Consider the following 15566-nt stretch of genomic DNA (forward strand, 5'->3'; position numbering starts at 1 on the left):
GAACTGACTCGGTTTGAATACGCCATCGGCATGGCGTGATCATGGGCACGGTTCTCGCGAAAAATCCGGTTCCCACCTTCGCACCCTGCTCTGGGCGTTCAGCCGGTGAGGCGCGGATGCAGGCTCGCCTCGACTTCGGCCGCGCTCGGCAGGTCGGCGCCGCGGCGGCCGACGGTGATGGCGGCGGCGGCCGTCGCATAGGCGAGCAGGTCGCCGATCGCCGGCAGGTCGAGGGCCGCGATCGCGTCGGGATGTAGCCGGCCGGTCTTTGCCAACTGCGCGAGCAGGGCGGCGTGGAAGGTGTCGCCGGCCCCCACCGTATCGCGGACGACGACCGGACGGCCGGGCACGGTGATGCTGCCGGTGGGGGAGAAAGCGACCGCGCCCTGGACGCCCTCGGTAATCACCACCAGCCTTGCGCCGCAGCCGAGCCAGTAGGCTGCGGCCTCGGCGATCGAGACCCGGCCGTTCCAGGCGATGCGCACATCCTCGTCGCTGGCCTTGATCAGCGTCGCCGTCCGGTAGAAGCGCTCGGCCGCGCCGGCCCAGCGCGCCATGTCGCCGACCACGGTCGGGCGCAGATTGGGGTCGACGCTGATGACGCGCCGGCCCTTCTCGCGCTCGGCGAGTGCCGCGAAGGCGGAACCGACGGGTTCGACCACCATCGTGTAGGAGCCGAAGGTGAGGGCCTGGATCTCCGCCGGTAGCGCCGCCGGCAGGTCGGCGAGCTCAAGTGAGCGGTCCGCCGCCGACTCGCCATGGAAGCTGTAGCTCGGCTGGCCGTCGCGGGCGGTCGCGATGGCCGAGATGGTCGAGAGCCGGTCGGTGCGCACCAGGAAGCGGTCGTCGACGCCTTCCTGGGCCAGGATTTCGGCGAGCAGCGTGCCGAAGCGGTCACGCGAAATGCCGCCGAGGAAGGCGGTCTCGACCCCGAGCCGGGCAAGGCCGATGGCGACGTTGAAGGGCGAGCCGCCGGCGACCGCGCGGGCCGGCATCTCGGCGCCTTCGGGCGGCCCGACGAACAGGTCGATCAGCGCTTCGCCGCAGACGAGGATCACGGCCGGGCTCCCTCATGCGCGATCACGCCCTTGCGCAGGATGATATTGCCATGGAGGCGCCGCTCGCCGCTGGCGACGATGGCATAGGCGGCCCGGACGCGATCGTAGAAGGCCTCGCCAGCGATCGGCACAAGCCGGAAGCCGGGCTCGCGGTGCGCGATGGCGGCCTCGAACGCGGCGAAGACCGGCTCTAGCCGCCCGCAATCCCCGAAGGCGCAGGGACGGAATGCGGCTTCCGGCACGGCCGAGTCGAGCGGCATGAGCGAGAGCACGGCATCGAGGATCGCCGGCGCGTCATGGCCGTCCATGCGCACCAGCCGCCTTGCATGGGCGTCGGCAGGGTAGTTGGCATCGACGATGGCGATCTCGTCGCCATGGCCCATCGCCCGCAGGATGGCGAGCAGCCCGGGGCCGAGCAGGGGCGTGATACCCTTGAGCATGCGTCAGTCCTTGAACAGCACGTCGTGGTCGCGGGCGAAGGCGGCGAGCAAAGGCAGCGCCGCGCCGCCGATCGCGCGCGCATCGCGCCCGATCGAGCCTTCCAGCACCGCAGCCTCCGTCAGGCCCTGGCGGTCGATGCGGGCGAGGCGCTCGCGGATGCGCTCGACGAGGCGGCGGCGCACCTCGGCCGGAAAGGCGCCATCGATGATGATCGCCTCGAAATCGATCACCGCGAGCGCGGCGGCTATGGCCTGCGCCAGCGCCTCGGCCGCCTCCGCGATCCAGGCATCCAGCGGCTCCTCGAAGTTCGACCAGTCATCGGGAGACAGCCAGATATCGGCGCCGCGCCGGCCCGCGGCGATCAGCCGGCGCTCCAATCGATAGATCGAGGCGGTGCGGATCAATTGCTGCAGGCTCGCCTCGCCATTCTCCTCGCGCCGCATGATCGGCATCGAGCCCAGCGCCCCGGCATTGCCGCTGCGGCCGGGAAACAGGCTGCCATTGAGCACGACGCCGCCGCCGATGAAGGCGCCGACATAGAAATAGGCGAAGTCCCTGTAGGCGCGCCCTGCACCGAAGGTGAGCTCGGCGGCGCAGGCCGAGGTCGCGTCATTGCAAAGCCGGATCGGCCATGGCGCGAAGCGGCGCGCAAGCTCGCCGGCCACGTCGAAATCGCGCCATGCGCCGAGCGCTCCCGGCGGCGCGCCGATATCGGCCTCCCAGTTCCACAGCTCGAAGGGCATCGCGACGCCAAGCCCGCTGATCCGCTTCCGATGCGCGTCGGGAAGGGCGGCAAGCAGGTTCGGCATCTCGCGTTCGGCAAAGGCCAGGATGTCGTGCGGCACCGGGAACGGATAGATCATGCGCTGCCTGGCGCGGATGCCAGCGGTGAAATCCATCAGGACGAGGTCGGAGCTGCGCCGGCCGATCATCAGGCCAAGCCCGAACGCGCCGTCCGGATCGAGCGAGTAGGGGACCGATGGCTGGCCGACGCGGCCGCGCTGCGGCTCGCCGGCGCTGAGCAGCCCGTCAGCATCCAGCCGGTTGATGATCACCGTTGTCGTCTGGGTCGAGAGGCCGGTGAGGCGGGCGATCTCGACCTTGGCGAGGCTGCGATGACGGCGGATGAGCGACAGGATCAGACGCTCGTTATAGAGCCGGGCGCCCGTCTGACTGGTGCCGCGACTTCCTGCCGAAGCTATTGCCACGGGCTCGTCGGCCTCCAAGAATGGCGCGTGCTCTCCCATCCTCGACTCCCTGACAAACGTGTTCTTCTTGTTTTCGCTACGGTTCGTTTCGCAATGCGCATCGCGCCCATCAGAATGATCCGGGCAGAGCGAGACTGTCAATTAATAAATCGGAATGATTTATTAATTGACAGGTTGTCGGGCTCCGTGCCTGATAGGGGCAGAAACAACATGCGTGCGGTCGAACCGCGCCGATCGACAACTGTCCCAAGGGAGGGAAACCATGCGTCAGTCAGCAGGGCTATTCGCCGCATCCGCGCTTGCGCTTGCACTGGGCGTTCAAGGCGTCTGTGCCGCCGACAGGCCCATCGTCGGCCTCATCACCAAGACCAACACCAATCCGTTTTTCGTCAAGATGAAGGCGGGCGCCGAAGAGGCCGCAAAGGCCAGTGGCGTGGAACTGCGATCCTTCGCCGGCAAGGTGGATGGCGACAATGACGGCCAAGTCGCTGCCGTGGAAAACCTGATCGCCTCCGGCGCCAAGGGCATCCTGATCACTGCGAACGATTCCCGCGCCATCGTGCCGGCCATCGAAAAGGCCCGCGCCGCCGGCATCCTGGTGATCGCGCTCGACACGCCGCTCGATCCGCCGACCGCGGCGGACGCCACCTTCGCCACCGATAATTTCCTGGCGGGCGAGATGATCGGGCAATGGGCAGCCAAGACGCTCGGCGCGAAAGCGGCATCGGCCAAGATCGCCCTGCTCGATCTCAACGTGAATCAGGTCTCGGTCGATGTCGCTCGCGATCAGGGCTTCCTCAAGGGCTTCGGCATCAATATCGGCAATCCCGCCAGGATCGGCGACGAGAAGGATGCCCGCATCGTCGGACATGACGTCACGCTCGGCAGCGAGGAGGGCGGCCGCAAGGCGATGGAGAACCTGCTGCAGAAGGACCCCGGCGTCTCTGTGGTCTACACCATCAACGAACCGGCCGCGGCCGGGGCCTATGAGGCTTTGCGGTCGGTCGGCCGCGAAAAAGGCGTGCTGATCATCTCTGTCGATGGTGGCTGCCCCGGCGTGCGGAATGTAAAGGATGGCGTGATTGGCGCGACCTCGATGCAGTTTCCGCTGCTGATGGCGGCCAAGGGCGTCGAGGCGGTGAAGAAATTCGCTACCGACGGCACCAGGCCGCAGGCCTCGCCGGGGCTCGATTTCGTCAATACCGGCGTCGAGCTGGTGACCGACAAGCCGGTTGAAGGCTTGCCCTCGATCGATAGCGCTGCTGCCATGAAGAAGTGCTGGGGCTAGTCGCGTTGCCTGATACGGGCGCTCTTCCGCCCTTGCAAGAACTGGCGCCCCTGATGCGGAGCGCCTGAAAAAAGCGGGACACCGCGCCGGCAGGCGCGAAGGCAATCCCCTGTGCGAGGAAACCATGATGACCGATATTGGCAACAGCCGCCCCGGCGTCCAGGCCTTCGAGGCCGCTCTGGAGAAGCGGGACACCCGGGTGGCCGAATTCGAGGTGCTGGCGAACTCGCCGCTGCGGAGGATCCAGCATTTTCTGCACGCCAACCCCACCGCCGTGCCCGCCATCGTGCTGCTGATCGGCGTCGCGGCGTTCAGCCTGATCGTCGGCTCGCGCTTCCTGTCGGCCTTCAACCTGTCCTTGATCATCCAGCAGGTCACGATCATCGGCGTGATCGGCATCGCCCAGACGCTGATCGTGATCACCGCCGGAATCGATCTCTCGGTTGGCGCCATCATGGTGCTGAGTTCGGTGATCATGGGCAAGCTCGCCATCACGATGGGCTTGCCGGCGCCGGTCGCGTTGATGGCCGGTATCGCCGCGGGGGCGGGCTGCGGCGCCGTCAATGGCATGCTGGTGACGCGCTTCAAGCTGCCGCCCTTCATCGTCACGCTGGGCACCTGGTCGATCTTCTTCGCACTCAATCTCTGGTATTCGGCCTCCGAGACCATCCGCTCGCAGGAGGTGGCGGGAGCCGCTCCGTTCCTGCAATGGCTCGGCACGCCCGTGGACGTCTATGGGGCCCGCTTCACCTATGGCTCCTTCTTCCTGCTGGCGCTGGTCGGGCTGGTCTGGTTCGTGCTCAACCGCACCGCCTTCGGCCGCCATCTCTATGCCGTGGGCGACGATCCCGATGCGGCGCGGCTCGCCGGCATCCGCACGGACCGCGTCCTGTTCACCGTCTATGTCGTGGCCGGCATCATCTGCGCGCTCGGCGCCTGGACCCTGATCGGCCGGATCGGCTCGATCAGCCCGCAGGCCGGCCAGACGGCCAATCTCGACAGCATCACGGCGGTGGTGGTCGGCGGCGCCAGCCTGTTCGGCGGGCGCGGCTCGATCATCGGCACCCTGATCGGCGCGCTGATCGTCGGCGTATTCCGCAACGGCTTGGCGCTTTCGGGCGTCGACGTGCTCTGGCAGGAATTCACCGTCGGTTGCCTGATCATCTTCGCGGTCGCCCTCGATCAATGGATTCGGAAGGTCTCGGCATGACCATCGAACTCGAATCATTCCAACCCGCCGAGCCGCTCCTGCAGGCCCGCGGCCTCGTCAAGCGCTACGGCCGCGTGACCGCGCTGGATCACGCCGATTTCGATCTCCATCACGGCGAGATCCTCGCGGTGATCGGCGACAACGGCGCCGGCAAATCCTCGCTGATCCGCGCGCTGTCCGGGGCGCTGGTGCCGGATGCGGGCGAAATCCGGCTCGACGGCAAGATGGTCGCGTTCCGCTCGCCGATCGAGGCCCAGGCCGCCGGGATCGAGACCGTGCATCAGACGCTGGCCCTCTCGCCGAGCCTGTCGATCGCCGACAACATGTTCCTCGGCCGCGAGTTGCGCCGGCCGGGCATGCTCGGCTCGGTCTGCCGCATGCTGGACCGCAAGGCGATGCAGCGCATCGCCCGCGACAGGCTGACGGAGCTCGGCCTGCTGACGGTGCAGAACATCAACCAGCGCGTCGAGACCCTTTCCGGCGGCCAGCGGCAAGGCGTGGCTGTGGCGCGGGCGACCGCCTTCGGCTCGCGCGTGGTGATCATGGACGAACCCACCGCGGCGCTGGGCGTCAAGGAATCGCGGCGGGTGCTCGAGCTGATCCTCGACGTGCGCCGGCGCGGCGTGGCGGTCGTGCTGATCAGCCACAACATGCCGCAAGTCTTCGAGATCGCCGACCGCATCCATGTTCACCGGCTGGGGCGTCGCCTGACCGTGATCGATCCCAAAGCCCATTCGATGTCGGACGCGGTCTCCTTCATGACCGGGGCGAGGGCGCCGGTCGAGATGGCCGCTTAAGCAAGGGGGCTTTTTTGCCCGCGAGAATGGTGCCCGCAGGCCGACGGGGTCCATTCGCGTTCTACCGCCCGTCGGACAGCGGTCGGGTAGGTCGGCATGAATTCATAAGTCGCTCATTTCAGCGGGAATTTAGATGATCGACCCCCAGGTGTTGGATCCCGGGCTTTGATGGCGCAGTCTTTTCGCAGGAGTGGGAAGAAGCACTATGGGCCAGGTTCTCCATGGGAGCGCCACGACGACGGAGGTGGTCTGTCGAGCCATGCGGTTGCGCTATTCCCTGTTTTTCTATGCTGGGATACGACGCCCGGCGTTTCTCTATTGATCTGACGCGCCGACAAGGGCCATCTTCCACCGCAGCGAAGCGGTCGCCGCGTTGGGGAGATGCCGGACAGTCAGAGCAGACCGAGCCCCCTGAAGCTCGCATGTCCGTCGCGGCCGACGATGACGTGATCGTGGATCGCGATGCCCAGGGGCTTTGCGATATCAACGAGTTCGCGCGTCATCTTCACGTCGGCTCCCGACGGCGTCGGGTCGCCGGAGGGATGGTTGTGCACGAGGATGACGGCCGAGGCGGAGAGCTCGAGGGCCCGCCGCATCACCTCGCGAGGGTAGACCGGCGTGTGATCGACGGTGCCGGTCTGCTGGACCTCGTCGGCAATGACGGCATTCTTCTTGTCGAGGAAGAGGATGCGGAACTGCTCGCGCTCGGCAAAGGCCATCGCCATGCGGCAATAGTCGAGCACGGCCGACCATGAGGAGAGCACGGTGCGCTTGGCGACCGCGCCCTTGGCCATGCGCCGCAGCGAAGCCTCGACGATCTTGAGGTCGAGCGCCACGCCCTCGCCGACGCCCTTGACCTCGGTCAGCCGCGAGGCGGGCGCGCCGAGCACCTCGGCAAAGGAGCCGAAGCGCGCGATCAGGGCCTTGGCAAGCGGCTTGACGTCGCGCTGCGGAATCGAGCGGAACAGCAGCAGTTCCAGCAATTCGTAATCCGGCAGCGCATCGGCGCCGACCTCCTGGAAGCGGCTGCGCAGGCGGTCGCGATGGCCATGGTAATGCGGCGGCTCGACCGGAACGGCGGTCGCAGCGGGCAGGGCGGGCGGCGCGGAGCGGCCCGAACCGTTGCCCGCGCCTGTCGTCATTGATGGGCGAGGGGGTTGTCGCGTCCGGTGGGCGACAGCGTGAAGACCTCGCAGCCGGTATCGGTGACGCCGATCGTGTGCTCGAACTGGGCCGAGAGCGAGCGGTCCCGCGTCACGGCCGTCCAGCCGTCGGAGAGCACCTTCACGCCGGGCTTGCCGAGATTGATCATCGGCTCGATCGTGAAGATCATGCCGGGCTTCAGCTGCGGGCCTTCGCCGGGCGAGCCGTAATGCAGGATGTTCGGTGCGTCGTGGAACAGCTGGCCGACGCCGTGGCCGCAGAAATCGCGCACCACCGAGCAGCGCTCGCTTTCGGCATAGCGCTGGATGGCGAAGCCGATATCGCCGGTGGTGCCGCCCGGCCGCACGGCCCTGATGCCGCGCAGCAGGCTTTCATAGGTGATCTCGATCAGCCGCTCGGCTTTGCGCGCGATGTCGCCGACGCCGTACATCCGGCTCGAATCGCCATGCCAGCCATTCACGATCAGCGTATAGTCGATGTTCATGACGTCGCCCTCGCGCAGGGGCTTGTCATCGGGGATACCGTGGCAGACGACATGGTTGATCGAGGTGCAGATCGACTTGGTGTAGCCGCGGTAGAACAGGGTCGCCGGATAGGCGCCGTTGTCCATGGCGAACTGGAAGGCGAGATCGTCGAGACGCTGCGTGGTGACGCCCGGCTTGACATAGCCGCCGAGCATGTCGAGGCCCTCGGCCGTCAGGCGGCCGGCCTTTTGCATGGCCGCGAAGGCCTCGGGGCCGTGGAGCTTGATGGCGGGTTCGCGCATGCGCGATCGGCCAATCGTTTCATCGAATGTCATCGGGTTTCGTCGAATGTTCAGATGGGCCGCGCAACGCCTTACAGACCATATCTATTGGGTTTGGCGGGAGGTGCAAGGCGCACTGCCGCCGCAGCCCCGCCGCGAGCCGCGAAAACTGCAGCTGATGCGATCTGTTCGTCCGGCTGGCGCAGACCCCGCTTGGGGTGTATCAGGCTGCCGCAATGGCCATCATCGAACAGTCTCAGGCCGAGGACCAGCCTTACGGCGCCTTCGCGCCGCGGCGCGGTCTCTCGCGCATCATCGCTTGGACGCGCTGCGCGTCCGACAGCTTTCTCGGGCGCAAGGTCGCCTATGCGCTGCGCCGGCTCGGCCTGCGCTCGCTTCACGGACGCCCCGTCGACATCGAGGCGCTGGGTGCGAAGATGCGGCTCTATCCGGACGGCAATGTCTGCGAGAAGCGCGTGCTCTTCACGCCGCAATATTTCGATCCGCTGGAGCGCGGCCTGCTCGCCGAGCGCCTGCGCGACGGTTTCCGCTTCATCGATATCGGCGCCAATATCGGGGCCTATTCGCTGTTCGTCGCCGCCAAGGCCGGGCCCAGCGCGCGCATCCTGGCGGTCGAGCCGCAGCCCGAAGTGTTCGCGCGGCTGGCCTTCAACATCGCCCAGAACCCGTTCGGCACCGTCAAGGCCGTCGCCTGCGCGCTGGCCGACAAGCCGGGCGAACTGACGCTCTTCATCGATCCGACCAATCGCGGCGAATCGAGCGTCCGGATCCTGCGCTCCAGCGCCGGCAGCACGGTCCGGGTGCCGGCGATGACGCTGCTCGCGCTGGTCCAGAACGAGGGCTATGACCGGCTGGACGCGATCAAGCTCGATGTCGAGGGCGCCGAGGATCTGATCCTCGAGCCCTTCCTGCGCGATGCGCCGGAAAGCCTGTGGCCGGGCTTCATCATCATCGAGGATTCGCGCGAGCGCTGGCAGAGCGACCTTGCGGGGCTGCTCGCGCAAAGCGGCTACAGCCTGCTGGCCCAGACGCGCCTCAACCTGGTCTATGAGCGCAAGGCGTAACGGCCGCCGCCGGCGTCGTCGCATCCGTCGGGGTGCATGACGGGGGCGCTCGTCGCGACGCTTGAGCCCGCGCTGGCAAACCCCTAGCTCTAGGGATAACGCGGCGCCCGGCATGAAGGGTGCGCCGCCGGAGCCAGGAGACGGCCATGACTGCGAGCGACACCCCATCGTCCCCGGCGCTCGTCACGGCCGCAATCCTTGTCATCGGCGACGAGATCCTGTCCGGGCGGACCAAGGACAAGAACATCGGCTATATCGCCGAATACCTGACCAATATCGGCATCGAACTGCGCGAGGTGCGCGTCGTGCCCGACGTGCAGGAGGAGATCGTGGCGGCGCTGAATGCGCTGCGCGCGCGCTATTCCTACGTCTTCACGACGGGCGGCATCGGCCCGACCCATGACGATATCACCGCCGATGCCGTCGCAGCGGCCTTCGGCGTCTCGATCGACCACGATCCGCGCGCCATCGCGATGCTGTCCGAGCGCTTTCCCGCCGATCAGCTCAACGAGGCCCGGCTGCGCATGGCGCGCATCCCGGCGGGCGCTGACCTGATCGCCAATTCGGTCTCGAAGGCGCCGGGCTTCAACATCGGCAATGTCTATGTGATGGCGGGCGTGCCGTCGATCATGCAGGCGATGCTCGATGTCGTCGCGCCGACGCTGAAGACCGGGGTCAAAATCCTGTCCGACACCGTCCGCGCCGGCCTGCGCGAGGGCGATATCGGCACGGCGCTGGCCGAGGTCGCCAAGGCCCATCCGGACGTCTCGATCGGCTCCTACCCGTTCTTTTCGGACGAGGGGCCGGACACGAATGTCGTGGTGCGTTCGCGGGATGCGGAGAAGCTGGCCGAGGCGATGGCGGCTGTGAAAATGATGCTTGCGGCCGAACAGGCGCGGCTCGGCGCCTGAGACCCGTCGCCGGGCACGGCTTCGACGCCCGGATGCCACAGCGTTCCCGCATCTGGGGATGGCGGCGGCATCGCCTCTTGCCAGCGGGCCGCCGATAGGGTTTCGGACAGGAAGGGCGCGCTTGGCGCCGTGATCAGCCCGGAGCCGCGTGCCATGGCCGAACCGACCTCCAACAAGGCCTTCCCCGTCTCCTGGGACCAGTTCCACCGCGATGCCCGTGCGCTTGCCTGGCGTCTGGCCGAGAAGGGGCCGTTCGAGGCGATCGTCTGCATCACCCGCGGCGGGCTGGTTCCGGCCGCGATCATCTGCCGGGAGCTTGGCTTGCGCCTGATCGAGACGGTCTGCGTCGCGAGCTATCACGACTACAAGAACCAGTCGGAGCTCCAGGTGCTGAAGGATGTCGCGCCTTCGATCAAGGCGATCGGGGACGGGAAGGGCAAGGGCGTGCTCGTCGTTGACGACCTGACTGATACCGGCAAGACCGCGCGCGTCGTGCGCGAAATGCTGCCCAACGCCCATTTCGCCACGGTCTATGCCAAGCCCGCCGGCGTGCCGACCGTCGACACCTTCGTCACCGAGGTCAGCCAGGACACCTGGATCTATTTCCCCTGGGATATGGGGCTGTCCTATGTCGAGCCGATCGCCAAGGATCACAAGGGCTGAGAGGCGTTCCGTGGCTGCTTGCGAGCCAGCGCCTACCGCGCCCTCAGCGCCACGCTCATCCCAGCGATGACCAGCAGCATGCCCGCGACCTCGATTGCGGACGGATACTCGCCCAGCAGCACCGCGCCAGCGAGCGCGGTGACGACCGGGTTCAGCGGCAGGAACAGGGTCGCGCGCGCGGCGCCGAGCAGTTCGACCGTTTTGGTATAGAGAAACAGCGCGCCGACACCGACCAGCGCGCCCTGATAGACCGCCTGCAGCGCAATCGCCGGCCAGGCGACCTCGCCGAGCCGGATCGGCATGATCAGCGCGAAGACCGGCAGCAGAAGCAGCGAAAGCAGGCAGGTCGCGATCGTGACGTCGATGGCCTCAGTGCCCCAGCGCCGCGCCAGCAGGCCGAAGACCGACCACAGCACCGCGTTGGCGACGAAGAAGAGATCGCCGATCCAGGCGCTTTCCTGGGTTCCGATCGGGCCGAAGGCCTGCCAGCCGAAGGCGCAGATGCCGGCGAGCACGAGGGCGAGCCCGAGCAGGCGCAGGATGCCCGGACGCTCGCCCATCACGGCGAAGGCCAGCGCCACGGTCATGACGGGAATCAGCCCCGGCACGATCACCGAGGCATGCAGGGCAGGGGCAAAGGCGGCCCCGGCGACCAGGACCAGCGCATAAGGCGCGCCGGCAAGCGCCGTCAGGACCAGCGCGCGCCGCCAGCCGAGCCTGCCGACCGGGAAGGGCCGCATCCGCCGCAGCGCGAGCGGCAGCAACAGGAGCGAGGCGACCGCGAAACGCAGGATCGTGACGTCGGCCGCGCTCAGGCCATCGGCCACGGACTGGCGCGAGACGACTGCCTGCACCCCCCAGATCAGGCTCGTCAGCAATCCGCAGCCGAGGCCAAGCCAGAGCCGATGACGCGCGGCCGCATGATCGGTTTCGCCGTGCTTGTCGACGAGGGCGGCGGGCGCCGTATCCGGCGGTCGGACTGCGCGGTTCACGCGGACGCTTTCGGGACGGGGACGGCGATGCGTCGGGCGCGTCCTATGCAGGACGGTGCCGTGGCATGACAAGCGCCAGCGGCGTGCAACAGCCCGCCCCTCGACGCATGGCGCGGGCTGGCGCCGAGGCTGCACGAACCGCGTGGACCGCCTCCGCCTCCGCTTCAGGTCCGGGGCCGGGATCAGGCAGGTCGCGGATCGCAATACCCGACCTCGAACCCGGTCGGTTCAATGCGGGCGTGCCGCGGCGGCCAGATAAACTCGGGCGTCCGTCAGTGCATGCTCGATGGCGGCGATCACCGTCTCGCGGCGTTCGACCGAGGAGCGGCTTTGCGCGAGCAGGGTCAGGCAGGCCTGGAAAAGATCGCTGAAGCCGAGGAAGCCACTGAGCGAAGCAAGATCATGCACTTCATGCCGCTGGCGTTGAAAATCGATGCTGTAGTCTTTCAGGACGAGGAGGCTTTGCGCCAGTGACATCGTGAACATCTGCAGGGAATGCGTGACTTTCTCGGTGCCGATATGACCCGCCAGATCGTCCAGGGCCATCGTGTCCCAGCCGGAATGCGTCCGCTGCCCCCTTTGACGGTATCGTGTCGTGATCGGATTCTGGCGGGTCGCTTTGTCGACGGTCGTGGCCATGGGGCACCCGTGATCTCAACTGGCGAAACGTTAATGAATCTTAACGGTTTCATTGCGGCGCCGAATGGTTAACAAATCGTTAACATTGTGATTGCGGTGAATGAAATCTGCATCCTTTGCTGCTTATGTTCGATATTTCGATAGTGAACGCAGGGGCAACTTCCGTCCGAGTTGGATACTCTATTTTACGGACCATATCCGACGCAGCGTCATTGTCAGTACTCGGAGGTGTTGAGCGAGGCTCGACGACCAGGCCGGGCCCATTATGCGAACAGACGTTCGAACATCCCGGCGAGTTCCTCGTACTGAAACGGCTTCTTCAGAACAGGCCTGTCGCGATAACGCTCTGTCAGGCCGTCAATGCCGTAGCCCGTGGAGAAGACGAAAGGAATGCCGCGTGCGGCGAGGGCATCGGCAACGGGAAAGCTCGTCTCGCCATTCAGGTTCACATCCAGCATGGCGGCGTCGAAGACTTGCCCGTCGATCAGTTCGAGGCCCTGCCGGACATTGGCGGCAGCGCTGACGGACCGGCTGCCAAGATCGTCCAGCATGCTCTCGATCAGATCGACCAGCATCATCTCATCCTCGACGAGCAGGATGTTGCGGCCGGCGAGCGGCTTACTCATCGACGTTTGCTTGAATGTCAGCCTGCGGCGCCGGAATGGAGATCATGCAGGTCAGACCGTCGGGCCGGAATTCGAGTTCGACCAAGCCGTCCAGTTCATGCGCCAGCCCGCGCTCGATCACCTGCGAACCGAAGCCCTTTCTGGATGGCGGCGAGACCGGCGGCCCATCCTTCTCGCGCCAATGCAGCACCAGCCGTTTGCCCGCTCGCGATGGCTCCGCTGCCCATGAGATCGAGATAGAGCCCGTCTCATTGGATAAAGCACCGTATTTGACGGCATTCGTCGCCAGTTCGTGGAGTGCGATCCCAAGCGCCAGTGTCGCCTTAGGGGGAATGCGAACACTGCTGCCCCGGATCGAAAAACGCTCCGATCTGCCGTTGGCGATCCCGAAAGGCGCCATGGCCGTCTTGACCACATCGGCCAGTTTCGCGCTCTCCCAATGCTCGAGGGTCAGGAGATCATGCGACCGGGACAGGGCAAAGAGGCGCGCTTCGATCGTGTCGCGCACCGTGACCGGGTCGGCATTGCGCAAGGCCTGCCAGACGATCGACTGCACGGTCGACAGGGTATTCTTCACCCGATGGTTCAACTCGTCGATCAGCATCCTGGATTGCGCGCGCTGATCCCTGTGCTTGGTCATGTCCACGAACGAAGCGAAATGCATCACCACGGCGCCGGTCTCATCCAGGACGGGGCTGATGAAAGTTGCCGCCCAGAACTCGCTGCCGTCCTTGCGGCTATAGGCATTCTCCGTGCCGCTCTGGCCCTGGCTTTCGAACTCGCCTTCGAGCATCGCCAGCGTCGTGGCGTCCGTGCCCGGCGCCAACAGGAAATCGAAGCTCTGGCCGAGCACCTCCTCGCGCTGGTAGCCGGTGAGCAGGAGGAAGCTGTCATTGGCAAAAATCAGCGGGTTGCCATGCGCCTTCGCGTCGGTGAACACCATCGCCATGCGTGTCGTTTCGGCCGCGACCACGAAGGGGCCCAGATCTTTTCGGAAGCTCTCGACCTCGGCTTCGGCACCTTTTTGCTCGTCGCTCTTGGGCGCGATTCTGGACATGCCGCAGCTCTCTTCTGTGTTCGACGGCATCCCTGCCGAAGCTGCTGCCGCTTCCGCTGATGACGGCGATGGCTGCTCTATGGGAAGCAGGATTTCGAAGCGGAAACGCCGACCCTGACGGCAAGCTGTTTCTGAGATTGGGCAATCCGGCCGGTCGCTGGAGCGATGAAACCGAAGGCATGCTGAGCCATATCGACGGGTTGCTCGGAGCGGACGCCTTTCGCAAATCCGCAAGCAGCACGGTTTCGATCCCATGATCGATCGAATTGCGTGCTATTTGAGCCGGCCACAAGGATAGCGCGAGTGGCTGGTCCAACTCAATGAAATTAACACTTCAGAAGCAAAAAAGTTCCGCGCCGGTCATGTTATGAGACATAATCGGACAGGCAGCCGTGTACCTGCCGACCCTCTCATGATGGACGCGGGTTGGGTCCCCAACCTAGCTTGCGAGAAAGCGCTCGGCGGCGCGGTGCAGCACCTGCATGCCCAGTGCCAGATCCTCGTCCCGGGTGTCCTCGGACCAGTGATGCGAGATACCGCCGATCGAGGGGACGAAGAGCATCGCGGCCGGCATGCGCCGCGCGATGACCTGCGCGTCGTGACCAGCGCCGGAAGGCATCTCCTGCCAGCTTGATGGGGCGAACTCGGCGGCGGCCTCCGACAGCGCCTGCATCATCGCGGGATCGCAAAGCGCCGGAATGGCCTTCGACACCGGCTCCAGCGTGATGGTGCAGCGCTCGCGCCGGTTGGCCTCCTGGACCAGCGCCCGCAAGCCAGCCTCCAGCCTTTCGAGCACCGGCGCCGAGACGTCGCGGAACTGGAAGAGGATCTCCGCACGCCCCGGAATAATGTTGGGCGCACCCGGCTCGAGCAGGATCTTTCCCGTCGTCCAGGTGCTGCGCGGCCCGCAGATGCGCGGGAATTCGGCGTCGATCGCCGCGAGCAGGCGAACCGCGCTCAGGCCGGCATCCTTGCGCTCGGCCATGGTCGTGCCGCCGGCATGGTCCTGCTGGCCCTCGACGACGATCCGCCATTGCCAGATCGCGACGATGCCGGTGACGACGCCGATCTGCAGGCCTGCGGTTTCGAGCTGCGTGCCCTGTTCGATATGCATCTCGAAATAGCCCTTGTGGCGGCCGGCTTCGAGCTGCCGGCGCGGCAGGCCTTCGAGACCCGCCGCGCGCAGGGCCTCGCGCATCGGTGTGCCGTCGGTGCGGTTGGTGGCGCGGTCGATGGCGTCCTCGGTGAGCTCGCCGATGATGGAGCGACTGCCGGGAAAGCCGATGCTGAAATGGCCTTCCTCGTCGGCAAAGGCGCAGACATCGACCGGCAGGCCGGCCCGGGCCAGCGCCAGGCCGGCAACCACGCCGAGAGCGCCGTCGAGCCAGCCGGCCTCATTCTGCGATTCGATATGGCTGCCCACGAGAAGATGCGGGCCTTCGCCGCGATGGCGCCCATAGACATTGCCGATGCCGTCGATCGAGGCCTCAAGTCGGCACTCGGTCAGCTTCGCGATGAGCCAGCGGCGGGCCACCATGTCATCAGGAGAATAGGTCGGACGATGCACCCCGGTCCGGAAGGCGCCGATCCGGCGCAGTTCGTGGAGATCCTGCAGGAAGGCAACGGTATCGACGGGAAGCATGGCTGGCGCGCTTTCAAGCTGAAAGGAGTGGGCTTCGTCG

General features: G+C 66.2%; 17 protein-coding genes. 7 read left to right on the plus strand and 10 right to left on the minus strand.

Going from position 1 to position 15566, the window contains the following annotated elements; genetic code table 11:
* Positions 1-98: 98 nt before the first annotated feature.
* Genes AC1DYU_RS01965 through AC1DYU_RS01975 form a run of 3 tightly spaced genes read right to left on the minus strand, consistent with a single transcriptional unit; the run spans position 99 to position 2707 of the window.
* Positions 99-1058 carry a carbohydrate kinase family protein gene (locus AC1DYU_RS01965; RefSeq protein WP_476790180.1) on the minus strand — a complete coding sequence of 320 codons (960 nt, stop codon included), beginning with the start codon at positions 1056-1058 and terminating at the stop codon, positions 99-101.
* Positions 1055-1498 (minus strand): RbsD/FucU family protein, encoded by a 444-nt coding sequence (locus AC1DYU_RS01970; RefSeq protein ID WP_476790181.1) that lies wholly within the window; start codon positions 1496-1498, stop codon positions 1055-1057. The genes AC1DYU_RS01965 and AC1DYU_RS01970 overlap by 4 nt, the downstream gene beginning before the upstream one ends.
* 3 nt (positions 1499-1501) lie before the next feature.
* Complete coding sequence (locus AC1DYU_RS01975; RefSeq protein ID WP_476790182.1) at positions 1502-2707, minus strand: ROK family transcriptional regulator; 1206 nt, start codon at positions 2705-2707, stop codon at positions 1502-1504.
* A gap of 262 nt (positions 2708-2969) precedes the next feature.
* On the opposite strand from AC1DYU_RS01975, the gene AC1DYU_RS01980 reads away from it, so the two are divergent.
* The 3 genes from AC1DYU_RS01980 (at position 2970) to AC1DYU_RS01990 (ending at position 6002) form a co-directional block, all read left to right on the plus strand.
* Positions 2970-3995: a substrate-binding domain-containing protein gene (locus tag AC1DYU_RS01980; RefSeq protein WP_476790183.1), complete on the plus strand. Its 1026-nt coding sequence runs from the start codon at positions 2970-2972 to the stop codon at positions 3993-3995.
* A 127-nt stretch (positions 3996-4122) separates the two neighbouring features.
* The gene (locus tag AC1DYU_RS01985) at positions 4123-5205 is read left to right on the plus strand and encodes an ABC transporter permease (protein ID WP_158487165.1); all 1083 of its coding nucleotides are present in this window, start codon (positions 4123-4125) and stop codon (positions 5203-5205) included.
* On the plus strand, positions 5181-6002 hold the full coding sequence (locus tag AC1DYU_RS01990; RefSeq protein ID WP_476790184.1) for an ATP-binding cassette domain-containing protein: 822 nt from the start codon (positions 5181-5183) through the stop codon (positions 6000-6002). Before AC1DYU_RS01985 ends, AC1DYU_RS01990 begins: the two co-directional genes overlap by 25 nt.
* 392 nt (positions 6003-6394) lie before the next feature.
* Here the strand turns inward: AC1DYU_RS01990 and radC are convergent, their stop codons facing one another.
* Both radC and map read right to left on the minus strand, forming a co-directional pair.
* On the minus strand, positions 6395-7144 hold the full coding sequence (gene radC / locus AC1DYU_RS01995) for a RadC family protein (RefSeq protein WP_158487157.1): 750 nt from the start codon (positions 7142-7144) through the stop codon (positions 6395-6397).
* Positions 7141-7965: a type I methionyl aminopeptidase gene (map, locus tag AC1DYU_RS02000; RefSeq protein WP_158487156.1), complete on the minus strand. Its 825-nt coding sequence runs from the start codon at positions 7963-7965 to the stop codon at positions 7141-7143. The genes radC and map overlap by 4 nt, the downstream gene beginning before the upstream one ends.
* 182 nt (positions 7966-8147) lie before the next feature.
* Between map and AC1DYU_RS02005 the strand changes: the two genes are divergently transcribed.
* The 3 genes from AC1DYU_RS02005 to gpt all read left to right on the plus strand — a co-directional run bounded on the left by AC1DYU_RS02005 (position 8148) and on the right by gpt (position 10570).
* Positions 8148-8996, plus strand: coding sequence for an FkbM family methyltransferase (locus tag AC1DYU_RS02005; protein WP_476790185.1), 849 nt, complete (start codon positions 8148-8150; stop codon positions 8994-8996).
* Positions 8997-9142: 146 nt separating this feature from the next.
* Positions 9143-9907, plus strand: coding sequence for a competence/damage-inducible protein A (locus AC1DYU_RS02010; protein ID WP_476790186.1), 765 nt, complete (start codon positions 9143-9145; stop codon positions 9905-9907).
* A gap of 153 nt (positions 9908-10060) precedes the next feature.
* Positions 10061-10570, plus strand: coding sequence for a xanthine phosphoribosyltransferase (gene gpt, locus AC1DYU_RS02015; protein WP_158487152.1), 510 nt, complete (start codon positions 10061-10063; stop codon positions 10568-10570).
* 32 nt (positions 10571-10602) lie between these two features.
* Here the strand turns inward: gpt and AC1DYU_RS02020 are convergent, their stop codons facing one another.
* The 4 genes from AC1DYU_RS02020 to AC1DYU_RS02035 all read right to left on the minus strand — a co-directional run bounded on the left by AC1DYU_RS02020 (position 10603) and on the right by AC1DYU_RS02035 (position 13884).
* The gene (locus AC1DYU_RS02020) at positions 10603-11562 is read right to left on the minus strand and encodes a DMT family transporter (protein ID WP_476790187.1); all 960 of its coding nucleotides are present in this window, start codon (positions 11560-11562) and stop codon (positions 10603-10605) included.
* 228 nt (positions 11563-11790) lie between these two features.
* A complete protein-coding gene (locus AC1DYU_RS02025) occupies positions 11791-12201 on the minus strand; it encodes a hypothetical protein (RefSeq protein ID WP_476790188.1) in 411 nt (136 codons plus the stop codon).
* 263 nt (positions 12202-12464) lie between these two features.
* Positions 12465-12827 carry a response regulator gene (locus AC1DYU_RS02030; RefSeq protein WP_476790189.1) on the minus strand — a complete coding sequence of 121 codons (363 nt, stop codon included), beginning with the start codon at positions 12825-12827 and terminating at the stop codon, positions 12465-12467.
* Complete coding sequence (locus AC1DYU_RS02035; RefSeq protein WP_476790190.1) at positions 12820-13884, minus strand: HWE histidine kinase domain-containing protein; 1065 nt, start codon at positions 13882-13884, stop codon at positions 12820-12822. Before AC1DYU_RS02035 ends, AC1DYU_RS02030 begins: the two co-directional genes overlap by 8 nt.
* A gap of 68 nt (positions 13885-13952) precedes the next feature.
* Here AC1DYU_RS02035 and AC1DYU_RS02040 point away from each other — a divergent pair, with 68 nt between their 5' ends.
* Positions 13953-14141 carry a hypothetical protein gene (locus tag AC1DYU_RS02040; RefSeq protein ID WP_476790191.1) on the plus strand — a complete coding sequence of 63 codons (189 nt, stop codon included), beginning with the start codon at positions 13953-13955 and terminating at the stop codon, positions 14139-14141.
* A gap of 182 nt (positions 14142-14323) precedes the next feature.
* On the opposite strand, the gene AC1DYU_RS02045 is transcribed toward AC1DYU_RS02040, so the two are convergent.
* Positions 14324-15526, minus strand: a complete 1203-nt coding sequence (locus tag AC1DYU_RS02045; protein ID WP_476790192.1) for a hydantoinase/carbamoylase family amidase — start codon at positions 15524-15526, stop codon at positions 14324-14326.
* Positions 15527-15566: the final 40 nt, after the last annotated feature.

The organism is Allobosea sp. P2_B12, assembly GCF_056404835.1.

Excerpts from the sequence above, each read along its gene's own strand:
- AC1DYU_RS01990 (WP_476790184.1), top strand. The coding sequence starts at position 5,181 with ATGGATTCGGAAGGTCTCGGCATGACCATCGAACTCGAATCATTCCAA.
- AC1DYU_RS02045 (WP_476790192.1), bottom strand. The coding sequence starts at position 15,526 with ATGCTTCCCGTCGATACCGTTGCCTTCCTGCAGGATCTCCACGAACTG.
- AC1DYU_RS01980 (WP_476790183.1), top strand. The coding sequence starts at position 2,970 with ATGCGTCAGTCAGCAGGGCTATTCGCCGCATCCGCGCTTGCGCTTGCA.
- AC1DYU_RS02035 (WP_476790190.1), bottom strand. The coding sequence starts at position 13,884 with ATGTCCAGAATCGCGCCCAAGAGCGACGAGCAAAAAGGTGCCGAAGCC.
- AC1DYU_RS02040 (WP_476790191.1), top strand. The coding sequence starts at position 13,953 with ATGGCTGCTCTATGGGAAGCAGGATTTCGAAGCGGAAACGCCGACCCT.
- AC1DYU_RS02030 (WP_476790189.1), bottom strand. The coding sequence starts at position 12,827 with ATGAGTAAGCCGCTCGCCGGCCGCAACATCCTGCTCGTCGAGGATGAG.
- AC1DYU_RS01970 (WP_476790181.1), bottom strand. The coding sequence starts at position 1,498 with ATGCTCAAGGGTATCACGCCCCTGCTCGGCCCCGGGCTGCTCGCCATC.
- AC1DYU_RS01985 (WP_158487165.1), top strand. The coding sequence starts at position 4,123 with ATGACCGATATTGGCAACAGCCGCCCCGGCGTCCAGGCCTTCGAGGCC.
- map (WP_158487156.1), bottom strand. The coding sequence starts at position 7,965 with ATGACATTCGATGAAACGATTGGCCGATCGCGCATGCGCGAACCCGCC.
- AC1DYU_RS02010 (WP_476790186.1), top strand. The coding sequence starts at position 9,143 with ATGACTGCGAGCGACACCCCATCGTCCCCGGCGCTCGTCACGGCCGCA.
- AC1DYU_RS02025 (WP_476790188.1), bottom strand. The coding sequence starts at position 12,201 with ATGGCCACGACCGTCGACAAAGCGACCCGCCAGAATCCGATCACGACA.
- radC (WP_158487157.1), bottom strand. The coding sequence starts at position 7,144 with ATGACGACAGGCGCGGGCAACGGTTCGGGCCGCTCCGCGCCGCCCGCC.
- AC1DYU_RS02005 (WP_476790185.1), top strand. The coding sequence starts at position 8,148 with ATGGCCATCATCGAACAGTCTCAGGCCGAGGACCAGCCTTACGGCGCC.
- gpt (WP_158487152.1), top strand. The coding sequence starts at position 10,061 with ATGGCCGAACCGACCTCCAACAAGGCCTTCCCCGTCTCCTGGGACCAG.